Raw genomic sequence first — 22,399 nt, 5'->3', positions numbered from 1 at the left:
TTTTTTTCGCTTTTGCGTCAGGGTAAACATTCTGTGTATAAAATGGTAAACTAGATATATTAATGATTTTTCAGGTCAGTTAAAAATACTGATTCATTTGTATTACGGATAGTTTTAATGAGGAGGAAACAAATTGATCATTGCGATCATAATTTTATTTTTTGCTTCTGCTTTCTTTTCCGGAAGTGAAACGGCTTTAACAGCTGTAAATAAAATGAAACTACAGACAAAGGCGAATAATGGGGATGTCCGGGCACAAAAACTACTTAGATTGGTCTATAAACCGAATGTATTTATAACGACGATTCTTATAGGGAATAATATCGCGAATATACTCCTGCCAACTTTAGTTACTGCAATGGCTATCGACTACGGAGTCAGTGTTGCTGTTGCGTCTGCTTCACTGACAATATCCATCATCGTTTTGGCTGAGGTCATTCCAAAATCCATTGCTGCTACTTTTCCGGAGCGTGTCGCTTTTACGGTAAGACCGGTGATATCATTTTTCCTGGTTGTATTTAAACCGGTTACAGTAGTGTTAAATTGGCTGACGGATACACTGACGCGAATCCTCTCAAAAGGGGAAGTGGAAAACGCATCCGTATCCAAGGAAGAATTAAGAACAATTGTGGATATTGCAGATTCTGAAGGGATCTTTGCAAAAGACGAATCCTACAGAATACGGGGAGCATTGGATTTTCGCAACTTAAATGTAAAAGATGTTTTAACCACCCCGAGAACAGAAATGGAAGCCCTATCGAAAGAGGCGACATACGAAGAAGTCCGTGATTTTGTCATAGAAGAAATGTATACACGATATCCGGTATTTGGTGAAGATATGGATGATATTATTGGGATATTCCACTCGAAATATTTACTGCAGTGGTCTGTCGATCCATCAAAACCTCTGATGGATTATTGTGATTCAGATCCGATAACCGTCCATGAGTTTCAAACTGTAGAATTCGTGCTTAGAAAAATGACAAAAGAGCGTCGTCATATGGCTATTGTGATTGATGAATTCGGTGGGACGGAAGGTATTCTGACTCATGAAGATATTATAGAAGCCATGTTAGGGTTCGAAATTGAAGATGAAACAGATTTGAGAAATGACCCGCTGGTTGAATCCATGACAGAAGTGGAGATTGTCTGCGATGGGAAAATTACGCTTCATAGATTGAATTCAATCTTCCGTTCTGACATACCTGAAGAAGAGGATACCCTGTCTGGGTATTTATTCAAGGAATTTAATGATTTTCCTGAAGCCGGCGACACACTGGAAGAGGAAGGTCTGATTTTTGAAGTGAAGGCCATGGAGGAGCAGATGATCCGTAAAGTATACATCAAGAAAAAGAATGAGCATTTGGATAAAGAGGAATAGACGGCCATAGGATATGGCAGAAATTTTCTGTGACTATAAAAGACGGACGATGTATTTATCTCATAAGGGAAGTACATCGTCCGTCTTTTAATACACTATTCTTTTACTCTGAGTAATCTCATACCGTTTAATGCAACGATGAGCGTTGCGCCGATATCTGATAATATTGCGATCCATAATGTCAGCCATCCTGGAATGACAAGCAGTAGCGCAATCAGTTTGATCACTAATGAGAAAGTGATATTTGCTTTAATGATCCTCAAAGTCCGTTTGCTTAAATTGACTGTGAATGGCAATTGGCTGATGTCATTGCCCATGAGCGCCACATCTGCTGTTTCCAGTGCTGTGTCTGTCCCTTTGCCCATGGCGATGCCGATATCAGCAGTTGCGAGCGCAGGCGCATCATTTATGCCGTCTCCGACCATCGTCACTTTGTGATCGCTTTGCATATTTTTAATCGCATCCAGTTTATCTTCAGGCATGAGCCCTGCATAGACAGTATCAATGCCGAGTGTTCCGGCGATTGCACCTGCAGTCTTTTCATTGTCACCCGTCAGCATTGCAGTGCGGGAACCCATTTTGTGAAGCTTTTCAATGGCAGCCTTACTGGATTCCCTGAGCGGGTCAATGACTGCAAATAGTCCGATTACTGTGTTGTTTTCCTTAATGATCATGACAGTTTTACCTTCTGACTGGTAGGCATCTGCATCATCGAAGTTTTCAGGCTTGCCGATGCTGTATATTTTACAATCAATTGTTCCGGTAATCCCTTTGCCTGTTTCTGCCTTGAAATCATCAATATGAATCGTGCTGTACTCGACATCTTCCGATTCGGTGAAATCAAGTATGGAAGCAGCGAGGGGATGCTCGGATTTTGATTCGAGTGCCGCCGACAACGCCAGAACCGCTTCACGATCATAATCGCCATAAGTCATGAAATCAGTCACATGCGGGTGCCCTTCTGTCAGCGTGCCCGTCTTATCGAAGGCGATTGTTCTACTCTGGCCGATCGTTTCAAGATAAACACCGCCTTTGATCAGCACGCCTCTATTGGCAGCATTCCCGATCGCGGAAACGATGGCGATGGGCGTCGAGATGACGAGTGCACACGGACAGCCTACAACGAGTACTGCGAGTCCCTGGTAAACCCATGTTGCCCATGAGGCACCGAATAGTAGAGGCGGGATAATCGCAACGAGCAGTGCTGCGACCATGATTGCCGGTGTATAATATTTTGCGAACTGATCGACGAAATGCTGGGCAGGTGCACGCTCCTGCTGGGCTTCTTCAACGAGCTGGATGATTTTTGCAAGCGTCGTATCTTCATTGTTCTTAGTCACTTCAACTTCTAAATAACCTGATTGGTTTAAAGTGCCTGCAAATACATCATCGCCTGCGGATTTGGGAGCGGGCAGGGCTTCACCGGTGATTGCAGCCTGGTTGATGTTCGTCGAGCCGGACTGGATCACGCCGTCCATGGAGAGTTTGTCACCGGGCTTGATGATCATTATATCGCCGATGCGGACATCCTCCACCGGAAGTTCTTTATTCCCCGCCGGTGTTTTTATGACCGCCGTATTGGGTGCGATTTCCATCAATGACTGGATGGAAGCCCGCGCTTTTTCCATGGAGTACCGTTCGAGAGATTCACTGACAGCGAATAATACAACGACAACCGCCGCTTCCGGCCATTCACCGATCAGCGCCGCACCAATCACTGCGATGGTCATCAGGGTCTTCATATCAAAGCGCAGTTTGGAAAGATTGTTGATTCCTGTCCAGAACATCTGGTAGCCGCCGATGATGATGGATATGAGGAAAGTGCCGGTCGTTATCGCATTCTGTCCGTCATTAATAATAATCAGTGCAAAACCGAGCAGCATGAACAGTCCGGAGATCAGCACTTCCCGATGCTTTTTGAAGAAGGACTGTTTTTCAGGTTTCGGCTGGTTTTTATCAACGACTTTAAGTTTCTCGAAAGCACCTGCTTTTTCTATTTGCTGCACAGTGGCATCCCCGGTGATAGTAATTTTGGATGCCCCGAAGTTCACTTCGGCATTTTCTACACTTTTGATATTTTTGACATTCTTCTCGAATGTTTTAGCACAGTTTGCACATGAAAATCCATCAATGCGATAGGTCTTCTGTTCATTTTCCATTTCCGTTCAGCTCCTCCTGGTGGATGAAAGCCATGTCTACAATCTGTTTAATATGATCATCATCCAATGAGTAGTAGACCATTTTGCCTTCCTTCCGGGATTTGGTCACCCCTTGTTTGCTCAAACTCCTTAAGTGATGGGAGGCAGATGCATTGCTCGCATCCATTATATTGGCGATATCACATACACAGAGTTCATCTTCTATACTCAATGCACGGACAATCCGGGCACGATTGGCATCGCCGAGGGCCTTGAAAATTGCTGCAACTTTAGTGACAGCATCCACATCTATAAATTCTTTCGCATGATTCACCTTTTCGGTATTTACGCATTCCACTTCACAAACCTGATTGTGTACAGCCATTACCACACCTCATTCAAACATTCATTTGAATGTATTATACGATAAATATATTCAATAATCAAACGTTCATTTGAATGTTATTTATGGTAGGATGGAAATGAAAATCAGCATGTAAAGGAAGATGCCATATGAAAATCGCAACAATCGGTACAGGATTTATCGTCGAACGCTTTCTTAATGCAGTGAGTCAGGTGGAAGGGGCGGCGTGTTACGGGGTTTATTCGAGAACTGAAGAAAAGGCGCAGAAACTTGCCGGAAAATTTAATGCAGAAGCGACTTATACGGATATAGAAAAAATGATGAATGATGAAAATTACGATACAGTATACGTTGCTTCACCGAACAGCATGCATTACGACTATGTAAAGCAGGCGCTTGAGCACGGTAAACACGTCATCTGTGAGAAGCCGTTCACTTCAACTTTAAGAGAGCTGGAAGAGCTGATTGCCTTAAGCAAGAAGAAAGGCCTGTTCCTGTTCGAGGCGATCACAACCATTCATCTGCCTCATTTTAAAGTCATTAGGGAAAAACTTGAAAAAATCGGCGAACTCAAAGTGGCCCAGTCCAATTATTCACAGTACTCCAGCCGGTATGACAAGCTGAAAGCCGGGGAGACACCGAATGTATTCAATCTGGAATTTTCAGGCGGTGCACTGGCGGATTTGAACATCTACAACCTGCATTTCATGATCGGATTGTTCGGAGGTCCGGAAGACATTTCCTATGTGCCGAACAAGCATGAAAATGGCGTGGATACATCCGGCGTCAGTATATTGAATTATGATGGATTCTTTGCAACATGCGTCGGATCCAAAGACACAGCAAGTGAGAACTTCGTACTCCTGCAGGGGGAAAAAGGGTACATCCATGTCAGAGGCGGGGCCAATACGATAGATAGCGTGGAAATTCACATCGGAGAAGAAGTGGAAATCATCGATCTCGGGCAGAACGAAAATAATATGGTCTCCGAACTCGCAGCATTCGTTGAAATCTTTGAATCTGATAACCGGGATGAAGCGTTGAAACTGCTGGATCATTCCGCAACAGTATTGAAGTTTCTGGAAGCGGCACGCAAAAGTGCAGGCATTCTGTATCCGGCGGATGAGAAATGAAAACGCTGCTATGTAAGAAGACGCCATCCTATATGCTGTAGCCGAAATGATCATTTACTTTTAATCCTTTGGTAAAAATGAAAATATTTTAGTTTATTATTGAATGACAACTAAGGAAGTGAACCTTATTTCAAATGAAAATAAAAAAGCTTGGATAAGCTTAGTGGTACCAGTCGCATTTATTGTTATTGTGTTCTATATTCCAGTACCTGAACCATTGAATAATATCGTCGGTTGGGTCATAGCTTTTATTATGTTTATAATCATTCAGGCCTTTTTAGCCAAGTTCTTAAATGAAAAATTTCCGTCATATAAAGATTTAAAAGATTAATAAAGAGGGCTTAGATGGTATAAATAAAATATATAGTTCTAAGAATTAGATAAAAAATTAAAAACCAGAAAAGTGGTTTTACGTACTCTTGTTTATCTTCTTGTCGGAATTTGACCATACCAAAAATAATTATCGCGGGTAAGACTATGTAACCTATTAAAATGTGATTGAAGATAATTTGTAATATTTTGGAACACCCTTTCAATTAAACGGCCTATATATATGTGTCATATTCCAAGTTGGCTTCTCGAATACACTTATAGTTCATATGATCATTTAAAACTTTATAAAAGGAAGCCTGAGCTCTCTCGAGCCCAGGCTTATTTTTTATGGAATGACATGTCCTGCTGCTTCATAGATGCTGTACCATTCCGGTTTTGTTAAGTTTACAGCGTCTGACTGCGCAATTTCTTTTAAGCGGTCGGTATTCGTCGTTCCAATGATTGTCTGCATATTTGCCGGGTGTCTCAGAATCCATGCAACAGCAACTGCACTTTTGGAAACGCCGTGTGCCTGGCCGATCGCTTCCAGCTTGTCATTGAGTGCCCTGTACTTTGAATCATCGATGAAGATGCCGCCGAAATAGCCATAGTGGAACGGGGACCATGCCTGGAGTGTCACATTATTGTGCCGTGCATAGTCCAGCAGTCCGCCGTCCCGGTCAACTGCACCGTCGAATGGTGTATTGGACTGCATGCCGCTGTTGACGATATTCGGCTCTGCGGGACCGAACTGGACCTGGTTTGTGATCAGTTTATGATTACTGTATTTCTGTACATAATCAAATTGTGAAGCATTGAAGTTGCTCAAGCCGAAATGTCTCACCTTTCCGGATTGTTCCAGCCGGTCGAATGCTTCGGCGATTTCTTCAGGTTCCATTAAAGTGTCGGGTCTGTGAAGCATGAGCAGATCCAAATAATCCGTGCCGAGCCGCTGTAGAATGCCATCTACGGAATCGATGATATATTCTTTGGATAGATCGTAATACTGAATATCCGCGCCGGCCGTATTGCCATATCTGATTCCGCATTTGCTTTGAAGAATGATTTCTTCACGCTTCAGTTCCGAGTTGAGAATCTTGCCGAATTTCTCCTCACACTCTCCCTTGCCGTATATATCCGCATGGTCGAAAGTATTAATCCCCAATTCCAAAGCCGTATTTAAATGTTTTGAAAGGGCGGCATCATCCACCTGTGAGATGCGCATGCATCCTAAAACGATCCTTGAAGCGGAAAGCTCCGAACCGCCTAAACTTATATGTTTCACTCATATCACCTCAAAATCGATAATACCACAAATGAGATGCGATATCTTTTAAGAAAGTATTGTATAGATAGAATTAAAACGGGTAAATATATACTGTAAGCATTTAATTAATGGAGGGATATTGATTATGAGTAAGATGCAGTATGGCAGCGACTATATGAAAATACCCGCGTATTCAATGGAGAGTGGCAATACGACAGAAGTGCTCCCGGATTTGAGCACCTATACGAATAAAATCGTGAATCTCCATATGGTAGGCACTCCTGATGATGGGGATTTTGTCCTTGTAGATGCCGGCCTGCCGGATTCTTCCGATGAGATCATCAAGGCAGTGGAAGATCGTTTCGGCGAAGGTGCCAGACCGAAAGCCATCATCTTGACACATGGGCATTTCGACCATGTGGGCTCAATCATTGAGCTGATTGAAACATGGGATGTGCCGGTATATGCACATAAATTGGAATTACCTTATCTGACGGGGCAGGAACCTTACCCGGAACCGGATCCGACGGTTGAAGGCGGTATGATGGCAAAAACTGCGGCAATGTTCCCAAGGGAACCGATTGACCTGGGGAACAATGTCGAACCTCTCCCAGCAGACGGAACAGTGCCTCATATGCCGGAATTCGAATGGATTCATACTCCAGGTCATACACAGGGACATGTATCTCTCTATCGTGCCTCTGACAGAACATTGATTGTAGGGGATGCATTCGTGACCGTCCAGCAGGATTCCCTTTATAAGACGATGGTTCAAAAGAAAGAGATACAGGGACCGCCGGTCTATTATACGACGGATTGGGAAGCAGCACGTGCCTCTGTGGAGAAGCTCCAGTCCATTGAACCTGAAACAGCGGTGTTCGGACATGGTAAGGCACTCGAAGGGGAAGAATTGCGGGAAGACCTTGAAAAACTGGCAGACAACTTTGATGAAATCGCAGTGCCGTCACACGGTAAGTATGTCGATGACGATAAATAACGATTGTTGTTCCTAGATGCGTCATTTTCGCTTATAATAGACTTAAAAACTTGAGGTAGTAATATGAAATATTCACAGTTCATCATAGGGTTCCTAATTGCATTGGCAAGATTTCTGTATAAAGAGGATAAAGATATTGTGACTACGCAGTATGTCCACAAATCAGAACGGGTGCCTTATGCATTCGACGGGTATAAAATCGTTCACGTTTCCGATTTCCATAATGCGCGATTCGGAAGACTTTCAAAGAAACTTCTGGAGAAAATAAAAGAGGCGGACGGCGATGTGATCCTGATTACCGGGGATATCATCGATCGCCGTACGCCTAATTTAAAACGATCTGTAAACTTTATCAATCAAGTGGTCAAAATATTGCCGACATATTATGTGACCGGGAATCACGAAGCCCACTATAAAAGATTTGCCAGATTGGAACAGATAATTGATCAGTCGGAAATGAAAAATATAAGTGAAGCCAGTGCCCGTCTGTATATCGGTAATGAATATATCCATCTAATCGGCATGGAAGATCTTTGGTTTTACGGCGAAGAGGAGGACCATCTGGTAACAGGCCGCTTTGAATCCAAGCTTAAAGAACGGCTGGAAGATAAAGATGACCGTCTGACACTCCTTATGTCACACAGACCTGAACTGATTAATCTATACAGCAAGTATCCGATAGACCTTGTATTCTCCGGGCATTCTCACGGCGGCCAGATCAGACTGCCGTTTGTTAAGGGCTTGTATGCACCGCATCAAGGCGTGCTGCCCAAGTATACGGAAGGCATCCATACGAAAAATGGCACAAGTGTGGTAATCAGCAGGGGACTGGGAAACAGCAGATTTCCATTCCGGGTATTCAACCATCCCGAAATCGTTATCGTGGAATTGAAAAGGGACGTGCATGGATAATGTGTTATTATAATCGTAATAATTAAGGCGGTGGTTGCTTGGATAATCTATTGGCATACATAGCAGTCGTCACTGTACTCGCAATGATGCCGGGGGCAGATTCGATGATTATTATGAAGAACACGCTGAACTACAGCAGTAATGCTGGGCGGGTTACAATAGCCGGTATTGTACTCGGCCATCTGTTCTGGACAACGATTGCAGTACTGGGGCTTGCAGTTGTCATCGCAAATTCCATTGTATTATTCAGTATCATCAAATATATCGGTGCGGCATATCTGATCTATATCGGTCTTAGAAGTTTTACGGCCGGGCAACTGGTTTCCACGGATGATTTAAAGGGGGCCGGAGCTAAACCGGATGCTTCGGGATATATGAAAGGCGCATTCATGCAGGGGCTGGTGAGTAATATACTGAATCCAAAAGTGCTGTTGCTCTATATCACAATCATGCCGCAGTTCATGACAGTGGGCGGGGGTGTTGGTGAAAATCAGCAGCTTGTAATACTGGCGGCTCTGCTTATCGGTATTTCCTCGGTATGGTTCCTGATTGTTGTAGAGCTCGTCAATGTCATGAAAAAATGGCTCAAAAGCCCTGTATTTCAGAACTGGCTGGCAAAAGGCGCAGGTGCTGTTCTTGTCCTGTTTGGAATCCGCACGGCAATTGAATAAAGTTTGGGAGTGCTTCATCCGATTATTTCATGGCTTAATTACAATAAAGCAGTAATTTATTTTTCATTTAAATTTTTCTTTCTGCGAGTTCTGAACAGCATAAATGGTGACGCTGTAAATATCGCAAGCTGTGAGAAACTGCTCGGAAGAAATTTAAATTTCTCAACGAGCTTATTCTCTTTCAGTGCGATGAATGGATAGGAAATTGTGCATACACTAAAATATACAGTGAGTAATAGATAGGGGAATTCTAATACGTTCCCATTGGTGAAATTAGCTATAATGTAGACATAAAATGCAAATGAAACGAAGCTGATTATGATTGTTAAAAGTCTGAAAAATATATTGCTGAAATTCATCGTCATACTCCTTATGTATTTGTTTTCCAATTTAAATAGTAAAAATGAGATGGAGATCAGCAACTGATCTCCATCTCATTTTTATTTATCAGTCATAAAATATCATATCAGGCGCATCTTCTTTTGTAATGATGTCTGTTTTCTTCAGGTATTGTTCCATCTTATCAAAATCGACTTCTGCACCGATTCCCGGTTTATTACTGACTTGAACCATTCCATTTTCCGCAACAACTTCCGGCGTGATGATATCTTCATACCAGTATCTGCTGGATGAAGCGGTGTCTCCAGGCAATGTGAAGTTGCTGAGTGACGTGATTGCGATATTGTGGAGTCTGCCGACGCCTGCTTCCAGCATGCCGCCGCACCATAATGGGATGTGGTGGTCTTTGGCAAGGTCATGGATTTTCTTCGATTGTGTGAGTCCGCCGACACGGCCGACTTTGACGTTAATAATCCTGCAGCTTCCAAGTTCGATTGCCCCCGCTGCCGCTTCATATGAATCGATGCTTTCGTCCAGACAGATAGGGGTTTTAATCTGTTTCTGCAGTTTTGCGTGATCGATCAGATCCCCGGCTGCAAGCGGCTGTTCGATCATCATGAGTTTGAACTCGTCGAGTGCTTTTAAGGTATCAATATCATCCAGAGTGTATGCAGAGTTTGCGTCGACCATCAGTGGGATATCCTTGAATTTTTTCCGAATGCTACGTATCATCTCTACGTCGCGTCCCGGTTTGATTTTCACTTTAATCCGTTTATAGCCTTCTTCGACCTTTTCTGCAATTTTTTCAAGCAGCAGCTCGTCAGTATCTTCGAGGCCTAAAGAGACACCTACTTCGACTTCGTCTTTAACCCCGCCGAGCAGCTCTGACAGGGGCATGTCATGCTGCTTTGCATAAAGGTCCCAGACTGCGCCTTCAATGCCGGCTTTGGCCATGTTGTTTCTTTTGAAAGGTTTAAATAGTTCCCATACGTCATCGGGGTGTTTAATTTCATTTTGAAGAATGAGCGGACCGAAATATTTTTTCATCGCTATGAGCGAAGCATCCATGAATTCTTCGGAATAGAGCGGGTCTTCCCCGGATACACACTCACCGAACCCCGAAAGTCCATTTTCATCAACGGCTTCGATAATAGTAATGAAACGATCCTGCTGTGTGCCGAAACTCGTTGTAAAAGGATTTCTCATGTTCATCAGAAGCTGATGGAGCTTGATTTCTTTAATATTCATTGATTTTCCTCCTATACTGGACCCCAATTAATTGCTACAAGTATGATTATATAGATAATTCCAAGGATATACCAGATGGCCATCAGTGGAAGTGCGAATTTAACCCATTTGGTATAGGGGACTCCGGCAATCGCAAGATTGGCCATCAAGACACCGGAGAGCGGTGTGATGATGTTTGTGAATCCATCTCCCATTGTATAGGCCTGGACGGCAATCTGTCTCGGGAATCCCATTAAATCTGCAAGGGGAGCCATGATCGGCATGACGATCGCAGCCTGTCCGCTTCCGGATGTGACGATAAGGTTGAATAATCCATTCCCGATAAACAGCATGATGGCCCCCATTGTGCTGGTGAAGGGTTCTGTAACCACCGCCATGAAATTAACCACCGTATCAAGAATCATGCCATTTTCCAGAATGACGACGATGGATCTGGCCATCCCGATGATGAGTGCGCCGTACAGCACTGCATTTGCACCCTGGATGAATGTCTCCACCATTTCATTGACATGTATTTTACCGATGATCGTTGTGGCAACCATGATGACCAGGAATACGGCTGCCATCTCCTCAAGGCTCCAGTCAGCCATGAAGACGCCGGCCACATAGGCTCCGATTCCGATCGTCAGTGCAGCCAGGACCAAAAGATGCTTCGTCTCCATCTGCTGTTTGCCGAGTGCCGCCCCTTCTTTTGAATCCTTCGGGAAAGGATTATCTTTCAATATGCTCCGGGAAGGATCTTTTTTGACCCGGTTGGCATACCAGATGACGTACGCCATAGAAAAGATGAGAGTGACCACATACATGACCACACGCTCGGGCGCCCCTGAGAATAAAGGCACTTCCGCGATTTCCTGTGCAAAACCGATTGTGAGCGGATCGAGTATCGCGACGCCGAATCCTGTATAGGCGCCCAAATAGATGATGGCCACACCGACAATCGCATCCATCTTCATGGATTTGGCCAGTATGATTCCGAGCGGGATGAATGCGATGACGGCATTCACGATGATGCCCAGGGTGCCGAAGATGGAGAAGACGGCCATCACCATCACGATCAGCATCCACTCTTTGTTCCGGGTGATGCGGATGATTTTAGTTACAAGGGCATCTATTGCCCCGGTTTTCTCTATGACTGCAAAAACACCTCCGATGATCAGCACCAGGAATATCAGACTGGAAGTGCTGATCAATCCATCGACTATCGCGGAAAATATATCCAGGAAACCGGCAGGACTGGATTCGATGACTTCATATGTACCGGGGACGATGACATCTATCCCTTCAGAAGAGGTCTCGGTATCGAACGTGCCCGCAGGAAGAATGTAAGTGGCGACGGCCGCCAGAACCAGGAAAATAAATAGAATTACATAGGCATCCGGCAGCTGCAGCCTTTTTCTCTTCTTCTTTGCCCCATCCGTTTCCGGCTCTGTTTTCTCGTTGACCATAATCATCCACTCCTTGTTTGAATTTTCTAGTAATTAGTAATATATTATATAGAAGCGAAAGTGATTATTCAATGATCGGACGAAAGGGAGTTCTAATAATGGTTGAAGAAAAAATGATGCGGGTTTTCGAGCATATGCACGCGAATCCTGAACTGAGCAATGAAGAAGTTGAAACGACGGAGTACATATATAATTTCCTGAAGGATGAAGGCTTCGATCCTGTTAAGTTCAGAAACATCACCGGGCTTTATTGTGATGTGGGCAATTTTGACGCCGGGAATACTGTCATAGGCGTACGTGCGGATATTGATGCACTGTATCAGGAAGTTGACGGCGTAAAGCGGGCGAACCATTCATGCGGCCATGATGCCCATACGGCGATGGTGGTCGGCACGATGCTCAGGATTAAAGATCATGAGAAACTCAGAACGACCGGCGTCAGATTTATATTCCAGCCTGCCGAGGAACTGGGGACCGGGGCACTTTCTGTAGTCGATGAAGGGGTGATAGAGTCACTGGACTATTTTATCGGCGTCCATCTGAGGCCGGAGGAAGAAGCGGATAACGGATTTGCCTCACCGAGCATAGAGCACGGTTCCGCCGCCTCCATTGAATTTAAAATTGTGGGGGACGATGCCCATGGTGCACGTCCGCATCTGAATCATAATGCGATTGAAGTGGGCACGGATATCGTCAATATGCTCTCTAAAATTCACATCAACCCCATCATTCCCTCTTCGGTAAAGATGACCAAATTCCTCTCCGGCGGCAAGTCTTTGAATATCATCCCCGGAATTGCTGAATGCGGCATCGACCTCAGGGCACAGACAAACACTCAGATGGAAAAGCTGAAAGAACGTGTCTTTGAAATACTTGAGCATATCGGGAAACTCTATGATGTAAAGATCGAGGTTGTGAATGACTCCGGCATTGTGGCGAGTGAGAGCCATCAAGATGCGATCGATCTGATCAGGCAGTCAATCGTGGATGTTCTGGGAGAAGAAAAATGCATCGACCCGATCATTACAAGCGGAGGCGATGATTTCCATTACTATACGGTCAAATTCCCGGAATTAAAAGGCGCAATGCTGGGTCTGGGCTGCAGCTTGAAACCGGGGCTGCACCACCCTTATATGACGTTCGATCATTCAGCGCTGATCAATGGGACGGACATTCTGTATCATGCCATTTTAAACGTGGAATAAACACTGCGGTGAAAAGGGGATGCGTTCATGTACAAATACTTTTTAGCGACCATTTTATTTCTGATGCTGGCCGCCTGTTCAAGTGACACCCCTGAGGAGACGGCCGGCAATCCTGATGAATCCCGGGCGGCAACAGTAGCGGAGGATCTGGATGCCCCCTGGATGATTGAAAATAGCGGGGATGGATTTTATATATCCGGCAGAAATGGCGGTCTGACACTGGTGACTGACGACGGGCAGGAGACGCAATCGTTGAATCTTTCTGTGCCGGTCGAAGCAGATAATGAAGGGGGGCTGCTTGGGTTCTTGCTCCACCCCGATGATGCCGGTAAGGCGTTTGTCTACTATACCTATTCGGATGGGGGATTGAAAAACCGCGTAGTTGAACTGACGCATGAAGCGGGTGCCTGGAATGAATCAAGAGTCATCGCCGAAGATATTCCGGGGGGATCCGTTCATAACGGCGGCAGACTGGAAATTGGCCCGGAAGGCTATCTATTTGTCACTACCGGTGACGCCGGGGATGCTGAAAGCAGTCAGGAAACTGAGAGTCTGGCAGGTAAGATTTTAAGGTTCAACCCGGATGGCTCCATCCCCGAAGACAATCCTTTTAATAATGAAGTATACAGTTACGGACACCGGAACCCCCAGGGACTTGCCTGGGACGGAGAAGGGAACATGTACGCAACCGAACATGGTTCCAGTGCCCACGATGAAATCAATCTGATAGAACCCGGGAACAACTATGGCTGGCCGGTCATAGAAGGCGACGAAGACGCTGAAAGCATGGAAACGCCCCTCTATCATACCGGAGAGGATACATGGGCGCCTTCCGGTATCGCGTATCATGATGGAAATCTTTACATTGCCGCCTTAAGGGGAGAAAAGATTATCGAGTATGACATTGAATCCGGGGAAGCGAGTGAATTTTACGGAGAACCGAGCCGCTTCCGCGATGTCTATATAGAAGACGGTAACCTGTATGCAATTACCAATAACACGGATGGCAGAGGGGACCCCGAAGCGGGGGATGACCGTCTCATTCAAATAGAATTGGAATAAAAGAAGCTTCGGGATGAATTCACCCCGAAGCTTTATCTTTGATTACATTCTATTGCTGCCGTCAGTATCCACGTTCGTTTCAGGTTCATCAGAATCTTCGAATTCTCTGACGGCCGGATCCGATAATTCTTCTCCGAGTTTACGGTTATACAGGAAGAGAATGACGATTGCGGCAATCCCTGCAGTAATTACGTTGAGTAATGACAGCAGTACAGCCACTCCGGTGCTTTTCGAATAGGCTTTGAAAATACCCAGAAACGCGATGGATTCCATAATGATATATGAAATGGCGATATCCCCGATGGAAAGCCCTGTAATATAGACGATAATACCAGCAATGGCAAATACCAGGCCGATTGTTTTCGGGTTAACCTGTCCTTTGCTTAATATGTTGCCGTCATACATCTGACCGCCCAAATAGAAAGTACCAAATGGGACAAATCCCAGAATTGGCAGATCCAGATTCTTGGCATCAGCGACTTGATAAAGGAAAAATCCTTGAAGCAGCCACTTGATAATGCCGAGCAGGAAGAGGAAGAGTACAAGCAGGATACCTATGATAGCGATGCCTGCAAAGAGACCAAACAGTTCCATTTTTTAACACATCCTTTAGTGGAATTATAGCATAGTGAAGACTATCGTTAAAACGAAAAGCAGGCATCTGACCAAATCAGATGCCTGCTGATTGCTATCAGTCGAATCTTCGCTGATTGCGTCTATTTATACGTTCTGCTGCACGATACGCATTGATTACACCATATAACCATACGATTGGCAGGAACAGATATCCAATCAATATAACTGTTAGAGCACCATTTAATAACTGTAACAGTATTAAAAAGATGCCTTTGAATATTTGACCGTTATATATCTGGCCCAGTCCCGTGATAAAGAAACTGAGTACAGCGGCTAAGCCCGCACTTTTCTGTTGCATGAATTCACTCCTCATTTCTTTATAAATTATACCCTTTATTCCTCGTCTTTAAACTTGTTTTCACGCTCTTTGCCGCCAGGCATTCTGAATGGCCACCAGTTTCCGCGGCGGAAAGTAATGACGAATGCCGGGACAAGAAGCGGCAGTACGATAAATGCATAGAACAGGAGGGCGAAGATGATAATGCTCGCGACCTGTATCAGTATGATCATACCGGAAGGCAGGAGTGCTGCGAATGTGCCGGAAAGGATGATTACTGCTGTGATGATGGTAACGCCCATCCGTCTGATTGAATGCTCTATCGCGTCTCTTATGCTCTTATTCGCAAGTTCTTCCCTGAATCGGTCGATGATGAATATCGAGTAGTCTATCCCCAGCGCTGCGAATATGATCAGACTGAAGAATGGCACTGCCCAGTTCAGCTCACCAAGACCAAACAGTCCAAGCAGCCATTGTGTGATTGTAATGGACGCGAAATATGTGACAAATATGGAACCGATCATGGTTACAGGGAGCACCAATGACCTGAACACGATAGCGAGTATGACAAACAGTGTCGCGATAAAGATTGTAACGACGCGTGTATAGTCGTCTGTTGAAATTTCATCAAGGTCACGGTTCATGCTGGTCACACCGGCGAAGTAAGCAGTTGTCTCTTCGCGCTCAAGCCTTTGCAGTTCGTCATTCACAGTACTTTCAACTTTATCCAGTGTTGCCATCGCTTCATGGGAGTAGGGGTCGACACTCAGAATGACATTCATTCTGAGCGCTTTATTCTCGCCGAATGAGTACTGGTCCACAGCATCCTGGATGCCATCAGTCCCCAGGAACTCCTGTGGTACATGAATACCCGTCTGATCGACCGCTTCGTTATCACTGATGTTGCCAAGCAATGTCTGGACTTCTTCCAGACCGCCCTGGATTTCATCGATGCCGGAGGTCGCATCGTCCAGACCGGAACCGAGTTCTTCCATTTGTGCGGCAGCAGCGCTTTGCTGCTCATTCATTTGAGCATTGGCGGCAGAAACCTGCTCTGACAGGGTTGTTAAACCTTGCTGCACCTGGCCAAGCTGTTGTGCGGCACCTGCAGCATCACCTGTCTGATTCATATACGTTGTGATCTGGCTGATGCTGCTGTTGATATCCTCTATGCCCTGGTTGAGTTCTGACAGGTCACCGCTTGCCATTTCACTGTTAGTGATGCCTTCACTGGCTTCAGTCAATCCACCAGAGATTTCAGCAAGCCCCTGGACCATATCGTCCATACCACTGTTAGCCTGTTCCAATTGATTGCGGACAAGGAAGTCATCTATGACTTCACCGGATGGACGTGTCACCGTCTGTACTTCTTTGACGCCTTCAACATTGCTTACGGTGGAAGCGACAGCTTCCAATCTTGAAAGACTTTCCGATGTCATCAGGTCATCGCCGTTGGATATGATGACCTCAACAGGGAAGAGCTGTCCTTCATCAAAGTTTTCACTTACAACATTTGTTGCATGTACAGCGGAGTATGAATTATCCAGTTCTTCCAAAGAATCGTAGTTGACTTCATCATTATAGAAGAAAGCAACGGCGATTAAGATCGCAATGACCGTGAATATGATCCGGGTCGGGTATTTCAGTGAGAAGATACCCAGCGGCGTCCATAGTTTGCTTTCTTTGAACTCTGATTTTTTGATATTCGGCCAGAAAATATATCGGCCAAGAAGCTGCATGAGTATAGGCAGTACTGTGAACAGCGCGAGCAGCAGGAATATAATGCCGATTGCAACGCCCACTGCCGAACGGTAGATTTCAAAGTTGGCAAAGTAGAGTACACCAAACACGATTGCGCCTGAAATACCACTGATGAACACCGTTTTACCCGCTGTTTTGAATGTCCGGAGTACGGCTTCATACTTATCGTGGAATTGCAGTTCTTCCTTGAAGCGGTTCAGCAGCAGTATACAGTAGTCGGTCCCGATACCAAAAAGTATGACAATCAGGAAGCTCTGTGTCTGCGGGGAAACCGGAAAGCCGAACCACTCGACGAACCAGCCGACAAATGATTGCCCGATCAGGTAGGCCAGCCCGACCACTGCCACGGGTACAAGCGGTGTCACTACTGAACGGAACATGATCAACAATACCGCTATGACAATGATGACAGTGAATATTTCGGTAGATTGGATTCCTTCCATTGCATCCTGTTCCACAGTATTCTGAATCAGTTCATTGGAAGTGATCGAAGTTTTCGCATCCGTCGGATTCAAGTCTTCAACTTCAGCGGCCACTGTACTGATTTCGTTGACAGGGCCTGTATATTCCATCGGGATCAGAATGACCCCATTTTCATCATTGATGAAGTTCGTCTGCATTTCCTCTTCAAAATCAAAAGGATTGACGATGTTTTCAACACCTTCAATATTGCCAATCTCTTCGATATAGGTCTTGATGTCAGATTCATTCTCCATGACTTCGTTTTCAAACTCGAGAACAAGTGACATCATTTCATTATCTTCCCCGTGTTCTTCTAAAAATACACGCGCCTGCTCACTCGGCTGATCATCAGATAACTGAACGTCACCTTTCTCAGTCGCAAGCTGTGTAAGATTTGGGGATATAAGGAATGTGACAACAGCAAACAGTATCATCAATGCTGTTACCGGCCATTTGAATTTAAGAACGTGTTTCATTTTTACTTCCTCCAGGTATGTATTTCAAAATCGTCAGTGTTGCGGTGTATAACTTGTCTGCTTCTTCTTTCGACAGCTCCCCGATATCTGATTGAATCCTTTTGAGGATATTATCCAAAAATTCTTCGAGCAGCGTCTTCGCATCCTCTGTCATATATATGAGTTTGGAACGCTTATCATTGATGAGGGTATTTTCTTTGATCGTCACCAATTTTTTGTTCTCCAGTTTTTTAACAGTATGGGTAATTGCACTTTTTTGTACATTCAACACTTCTGCCAATTCAGATGGAGTGGCCGAGCCATTTATGTAAATGTGCTGGATAATATTCATCTGCGTCCTGGAAATATGCAGGGCAGTTACAGAGTCCGTGACTTCTGTGAACACTTCCGTATATCCATAACCATAAATATCACGTAAATTCTTTATGGCCTTCATTTTCTTATCCATATAAAGTGCGCCCTCCCTGATTAGTTTAGGGTACTAAACTAAATGAAACATAAGTTAGTTTAGCATGCTTTTGTGGAGAGGGTCAAAACATATCGTGTGACAGTTCTGTTAAAATTTCGCGCAAAGAAAAAGAGCTTCCCGTAAAAGGAAGCTCTGGCTTTCTGCAGTTATCTATTCCATACTCTGTGGCCCTTGACATCTTCAAGGAAACCATCCAGGTTCTGTTCAATATCAGTGACACCTTTATCATTTTGTGAGAATGAAAGTGAGTCAAAGATACTGCCGGCGTCCGTGCCAAACCCGATGGCTTTCTTATGTTTATAGGCGATTTCCAGGTTTTCAATTGCTGGTTTAGGCAACGGATCTTTTCCTTTTATAGCAATTATGGCATCAAACAAAACAGAGTGGACAGTGTCAAAGGTCGCATCTAATGTTGTATTACCGATGTTATATATCTTATCGGATATGAAGCTCGGCTGCAGTCCTTTTTCCTCAAGCTTGGACTTTGTCTCTTTCAATGTTTGTTCTGCCACGTCCGGCATAACGATTACACCGACTGTGCGTGTTTTAAGAGAGTAATTAGTATTCTCCATACTTAGTGCAGGAGAACTTTTCTCATAAGTTGACTCTTCAACTTCGGGTGGTGCTTCAACGCCGATCTTATCTGCTACGTATTCTGTTAAGTCACGATCGATTTTATTTAACAGTTCAGAAATGGCAAGCTTTCTGATGTCCATATCACATTTCCCGAGTTCGAAGCTGAAAGCATCATATATATGCTGCTTCTCATGCTTGGACATTGAGTTCAGAAATAACTTGGCCTGGCTGAAATGATCTTTAAAGCTGTCGCTCCGTGCCTGTATTTTTCTGCCTTCAACTTTTTCATTATAATGTTCATAACCGCCTTCTTCGGGACTGATTGGCTCCGGCTGGTTATCGTTCATATAGTTTTTATGATGTGCTGTTTCCCCTTTGTGTATATACATTTGATTGTAGCCATCACGCTGATTGTTTGCGAATGGGCATACCGGACGGTTGATGGGCAGCTGGTGGAAGTTTGGTCCGCCCAGACGGATCAGCTGGGTATCTGTATAGGAGAACAGCCTGCCCTGGAGCAGCGGGTCATTGGTGAAATCAATTCCGGGCACGACATGTCCAGGGTGGAAAGCCACCTGTTCAGTCTCTGCAAAGAAGTTATCTACATTCTGGTTCAGCGTCATTTTACCAACAATCTGAACAGGGACGTCTTCTTCCGGCCATAATTTTGTGGCATCCAAAATGTCAAAGTCCATTTTAAATTCATCTTCTTCATCGATGATCTGAAGGCCCAGTTCAAATTCAACAGGATTGCCATTTTCAATATTCTGCCACAGCGTCTTACGGTTGAAATCCGAATCTTTCCCATTGATCATTTGAGCTTCATCCCATATCATCTGGTGCATACCATATTTTGGTTTCCAGTGAAATTTAACAAAATGACTTTTGCCTTCTGCGTTGACGAGTCTGAATGTATGGACACCAAACCCTTCCATCATGCTGAAACTTCTTGGGATGGCACGGTCGCTCATCAGCCATGTCACCATATGTGCACTTTCCGTATTTACGGAAACCCAGTCCCAGAATGTATTATGGGCGGAAGCTGCCTGGGGCATTTCATTATTCGGCTCAGGCTTTACAGCATGAACAAAATCCGGAAACTTAATCGCATCCTGCATGAAGAATACCGGCATGTTGTTGGCGACCAGATCATAGTTTCCTTCGTCTGTATAAAATTTTGTGGCAAATCCACGGACATCTCTTGGAATATCCATTGAACCGCGGCTGCCGGCAACAGTGGAAAATCTTACGAAAACCGGTGTTTTCTTTCCGGGTTCAGTGAGAAATTTGGCTTTGGTATACTTTTCCAATGATTCATAAACTTCGAATTCACCATGGACGCCAAATCCACGGGCGTGTACAACACGCTCAGGAATCCTTTCGTGGTCGAAGTGTGTCATCTTTTCACGGAAATGGAAATCTTCCATTAGAGTGGGGCCTCTTTCCCCGGCTTTCAAAGAAAATTCATCATCACTTACCGGGAGCCCCTGATTCGTAGTGAGCGGTGCTTTTTTCGTATTGTCGATCGTGTCCCTCTGGTTCAGTTCGTTCTTCTTCTTACTCATTCAAATACCCCCTGAAAATTTATTGAATGTACCTCTCTATATAAGTAACGTAACATGTACATATTACATTTGCATGCGTTTACATTAGACGGTTTTACACGTAATTTCAGAGGGTATAAGAAAAGGTCTGACTAATTTATTTAGCCAGACCTTTATTATTTATTGGGCGGATATTACTTCTTGTATCAGGCTGTCTTCCAAACCGCTGTGCTCAGATAAGAAGCCCTCGATGCCTTTTTCAGAAATGACAGTGTTCATTTCAACCTGTTCCGGATCTTCTGCATTATCAAACTGTACAGCGTATGCTACGAGTTTGGACAATGCCTCATGATTTTTACCTTCATTATGAAGATGGACAAGTGGCTTGATAATGCGGTCGTTTGGACTGAGCTTTCTTAAAACGCCACGGCCGACACGGTTTAAATCATCGGAAAGGTGTGGGTTTACGAAGCGTTTGATGATCTTATCAATATAATCGTTTTGCTCTTCTGCTGTAAAATCGTAAACAGTTGTAATGTAATCGAGAGTCTCTGCGAGTACATCATTTAAAAAGTTTTGAACTTTACTGTCAGTCATCGCTTCGGAAACTGTATCATAACCTAAAGTTTTTCCATAATAGGCAATCGCGGCATGTCCCGTATTTACAGTGAACAGTTTTCTTTCAATGTAAGGCATTAAATCATTAACGTAGTTCGGCCCCTCGAGTTTATTATCTCCTGCCCACTGGCTTTCTTCGATGACCCATTCATAAAAAGGTTCGACCTTAACATCTAAAATACGTTCATTGGTCTGGATCGGAACGATCCGGTCGACTGCCGAGTTGGGGAAGCCGATATTTGATCCGGCAAGGTCTCCTGTTTCTTTTGTAATCGCTTCTTTAAGTGTATTCGTTGCAAGCACTGCATTTTCACAGGCAATGATATTTAAAGGACGGGCATCCTCCAACCGTTTGGAGAGGTGCGGTGTAATGCTTTTAGCGATGATTGGTAAAATATTCACACCCACAGCAGTTGTAATGATATCAGCTTCTAAAATTGCCTGTTCCAGTTTTTCCGGATTTGCAGCAGTATTGATGCCGCTGACACCAGTGATATCATATGAGGCGCCATTTTCTTCAGCGATGCGTACTGTGTAACCTCTCTCAGTGTTAAGGGCGTCGATGATTTCTGCATTCACATCCGCGAATATGACGTCGTATCCATTATCGTGCAATACTTTGCCGATGAATCCGCGACCAATGTTTCCTGCCCCAAAATGGACTGCTTTCATATTAAACATCCTCGTTTTCAAAGAGTGATATGATTTCTTCGGCAGATGCCGCATTGATTACCTTTTCAGCATTTTCTTCTTCAGAGAAGATAACGGCAATTTTCTGGAGCATTTCCAGATGTTCATTCTCTTTGCCGGCAATACCCAGCACAACTTTTGCTTCATTGCCGTCAAAGTCTACACCGGCAGGAATTTGAACGAGGGAAAGTCCACTTTCGATCACTGAAGTTTTACCTTCATCCGTACCATGTGGAATTGCCAGGCCGTTTCCCATAAAGGTAGAGACAACTTGTTCACGTTCCTGCATGGAATCGATATACGCAGGTTCTACGGCGCCCTGATCAACTAAAAGCTGTCCCGCTTGTTTAATGGCATCCTCTTTAGAGTCTGCAGACTGGTTTAGTACGATATTTTCTTTCTTCAACATAATT

General features: G+C 44.4%; 20 protein-coding genes. 7 read left to right on the top strand and 13 right to left on the bottom strand.

Translation table 11 applies throughout. The annotated features are described in order from the left end of the window. The first annotated feature begins 133 nt into the window (after nt 1–133). Nucleotides 134–1,381 (top strand): hemolysin family protein, encoded by a 1,248-nt coding sequence (locus tag ACKRAT_RS12515; protein ID WP_411842712.1) that lies wholly within the window; start codon nt 134–136, stop codon nt 1,379–1,381. 95 nt (nt 1,382–1,476) lie between these two features. On the opposite strand, the gene ACKRAT_RS12510 is transcribed toward ACKRAT_RS12515, so the two are convergent. Both ACKRAT_RS12510 and ACKRAT_RS12505 read right to left on the bottom strand, forming a co-directional pair. Then, nucleotides 1,477–3,540 carry a heavy metal translocating P-type ATPase gene (locus tag ACKRAT_RS12510; protein WP_411842711.1) on the bottom strand — a complete coding sequence of 688 codons (2,064 nt, stop codon included), beginning with the start codon at nt 3,538–3,540 and terminating at the stop codon, nt 1,477–1,479. Beyond that, a complete protein-coding gene (locus ACKRAT_RS12505) occupies nt 3,530–3,904 on the bottom strand; it encodes an ArsR/SmtB family transcription factor (protein ID WP_411842710.1) in 375 nt (124 codons plus the stop codon). The genes ACKRAT_RS12510 and ACKRAT_RS12505 overlap by 11 nt, the downstream gene beginning before the upstream one ends. A 128-nt stretch (nt 3,905–4,032) precedes the next feature. On the opposite strand from ACKRAT_RS12505, the gene ACKRAT_RS12500 reads away from it, so the two are divergent. Next, nucleotides 4,033–5,016, top strand: a complete 984-nt coding sequence (locus ACKRAT_RS12500) for a Gfo/Idh/MocA family protein (RefSeq protein WP_411842709.1) — start codon at nt 4,033–4,035, stop codon at nt 5,014–5,016. Between the two features lie 658 nt (nt 5,017–5,674). Here ACKRAT_RS12500 and ACKRAT_RS12495 read toward each other — a convergent pair. After that, nucleotides 5,675–6,613, bottom strand: coding sequence for an aldo/keto reductase family oxidoreductase (locus tag ACKRAT_RS12495; protein ID WP_411842708.1), 939 nt, complete (start codon nt 6,611–6,613; stop codon nt 5,675–5,677). Between the two features lie 124 nt (nt 6,614–6,737). On the opposite strand from ACKRAT_RS12495, the gene ACKRAT_RS12490 reads away from it, so the two are divergent. The 3 genes from ACKRAT_RS12490 to ACKRAT_RS12480 all read left to right on the top strand — a co-directional run bounded on the left by ACKRAT_RS12490 (nt 6,738) and on the right by ACKRAT_RS12480 (nt 9,175). Further along, nucleotides 6,738–7,592 (top strand): MBL fold metallo-hydrolase, encoded by an 855-nt coding sequence (locus ACKRAT_RS12490; RefSeq protein ID WP_411844460.1) that lies wholly within the window; start codon nt 6,738–6,740, stop codon nt 7,590–7,592. Between the two features lie 63 nt (nt 7,593–7,655). Next, nucleotides 7,656–8,504, top strand: coding sequence for a metallophosphoesterase (locus tag ACKRAT_RS12485; RefSeq protein WP_411842707.1), 849 nt, complete (start codon nt 7,656–7,658; stop codon nt 8,502–8,504). A 38-nt stretch (nt 8,505–8,542) separates the two neighbouring features. Then, complete coding sequence (locus ACKRAT_RS12480) at nt 8,543–9,175, top strand: LysE family translocator (protein ID WP_411842706.1); 633 nt, start codon at nt 8,543–8,545, stop codon at nt 9,173–9,175. A 56-nt stretch (nt 9,176–9,231) separates the two neighbouring features. Here the strand turns inward: ACKRAT_RS12480 and ACKRAT_RS12475 are convergent, their stop codons facing one another. The 3 genes from ACKRAT_RS12475 to ACKRAT_RS12465 form a co-directional block, all read right to left on the bottom strand. Next, entirely contained in the window at nt 9,232–9,534 is a 303-nt protein-coding gene (locus tag ACKRAT_RS12475) for a hypothetical protein (protein WP_411842705.1), read from the bottom strand. An 88-nt stretch (nt 9,535–9,622) separates the two neighbouring features. Beyond that, nucleotides 9,623–10,762: an o-succinylbenzoate synthase gene (gene menC / locus ACKRAT_RS12470; RefSeq protein WP_411842704.1), complete on the bottom strand. Its 1,140-nt coding sequence runs from the start codon at nt 10,760–10,762 to the stop codon at nt 9,623–9,625. Between the two features lie 11 nt (nt 10,763–10,773). Continuing rightward, nucleotides 10,774–12,210 (bottom strand): YfcC family protein, encoded by a 1,437-nt coding sequence (locus ACKRAT_RS12465; protein WP_411842703.1) that lies wholly within the window; start codon nt 12,208–12,210, stop codon nt 10,774–10,776. Between the two features lie 98 nt (nt 12,211–12,308). Here ACKRAT_RS12465 and ACKRAT_RS12460 point away from each other — a divergent pair, with 98 nt between their 5' ends. Next, on the top strand, nt 12,309–13,415 hold the full coding sequence (locus ACKRAT_RS12460; RefSeq protein WP_411842702.1) for an amidohydrolase: 1,107 nt from the start codon (nt 12,309–12,311) through the stop codon (nt 13,413–13,415). A 27-nt stretch (nt 13,416–13,442) separates the two neighbouring features. Continuing rightward, nucleotides 13,443–14,477: a PQQ-dependent sugar dehydrogenase gene (locus ACKRAT_RS12455; protein WP_411842701.1), complete on the top strand. Its 1,035-nt coding sequence runs from the start codon at nt 13,443–13,445 to the stop codon at nt 14,475–14,477. Nucleotides 14,478–14,519: 42 nt separating this feature from the next. On the opposite strand, the gene ACKRAT_RS12450 is transcribed toward ACKRAT_RS12455, so the two are convergent. The 7 genes from ACKRAT_RS12450 to ACKRAT_RS12420 all read right to left on the bottom strand — a co-directional run bounded on the left by ACKRAT_RS12450 (nt 14,520) and on the right by ACKRAT_RS12420 (nt 22,395). Further along, on the bottom strand, nt 14,520–15,071 hold the full coding sequence (locus tag ACKRAT_RS12450; protein WP_411842700.1) for a hypothetical protein: 552 nt from the start codon (nt 15,069–15,071) through the stop codon (nt 14,520–14,522). A 97-nt stretch (nt 15,072–15,168) separates the two neighbouring features. Beyond that, nucleotides 15,169–15,411, bottom strand: coding sequence for a hypothetical protein (locus tag ACKRAT_RS12445; protein WP_411842699.1), 243 nt, complete (start codon nt 15,409–15,411; stop codon nt 15,169–15,171). A gap of 35 nt (nt 15,412–15,446) precedes the next feature. Further along, nucleotides 15,447–18,089: an MMPL family transporter gene (locus tag ACKRAT_RS12440; RefSeq protein ID WP_411842698.1), complete on the bottom strand. Its 2,643-nt coding sequence runs from the start codon at nt 18,087–18,089 to the stop codon at nt 15,447–15,449. Then, nucleotides 18,073–18,537, bottom strand: coding sequence for a MarR family winged helix-turn-helix transcriptional regulator (locus tag ACKRAT_RS12435; RefSeq protein WP_411842697.1), 465 nt, complete (start codon nt 18,535–18,537; stop codon nt 18,073–18,075). Before ACKRAT_RS12435 ends, ACKRAT_RS12440 begins: the two co-directional genes overlap by 17 nt. A gap of 167 nt (nt 18,538–18,704) precedes the next feature. Further along, on the bottom strand, nt 18,705–20,699 hold the full coding sequence (locus tag ACKRAT_RS12430; protein ID WP_411842696.1) for a catalase: 1,995 nt from the start codon (nt 20,697–20,699) through the stop codon (nt 18,705–18,707). 159 nt (nt 20,700–20,858) lie between these two features. After that, a complete protein-coding gene (locus tag ACKRAT_RS12425; protein ID WP_411842695.1) occupies nt 20,859–21,968 on the bottom strand; it encodes a mannitol-1-phosphate 5-dehydrogenase in 1,110 nt (369 codons plus the stop codon). Between the two features lies 1 nt (nt 21,969). After that, a complete protein-coding gene (locus tag ACKRAT_RS12420) occupies nt 21,970–22,395 on the bottom strand; it encodes a PTS sugar transporter subunit IIA (RefSeq protein WP_411842694.1) in 426 nt (141 codons plus the stop codon). Between the last annotated feature and the right edge of the window lie 4 nt (nt 22,396–22,399).

Origin of the sequence: Salinicoccus sp. HZC-1, from assembly GCF_046736035.1 — a bacterium.
Taxonomy (GTDB): domain Bacteria; phylum Bacillota; class Bacilli; order Staphylococcales; family Salinicoccaceae; genus Salinicoccus.
Note: the sequence above shows the minus strand (reverse complement) of the source record. Positions and strands in the feature narration are given on the sequence as shown.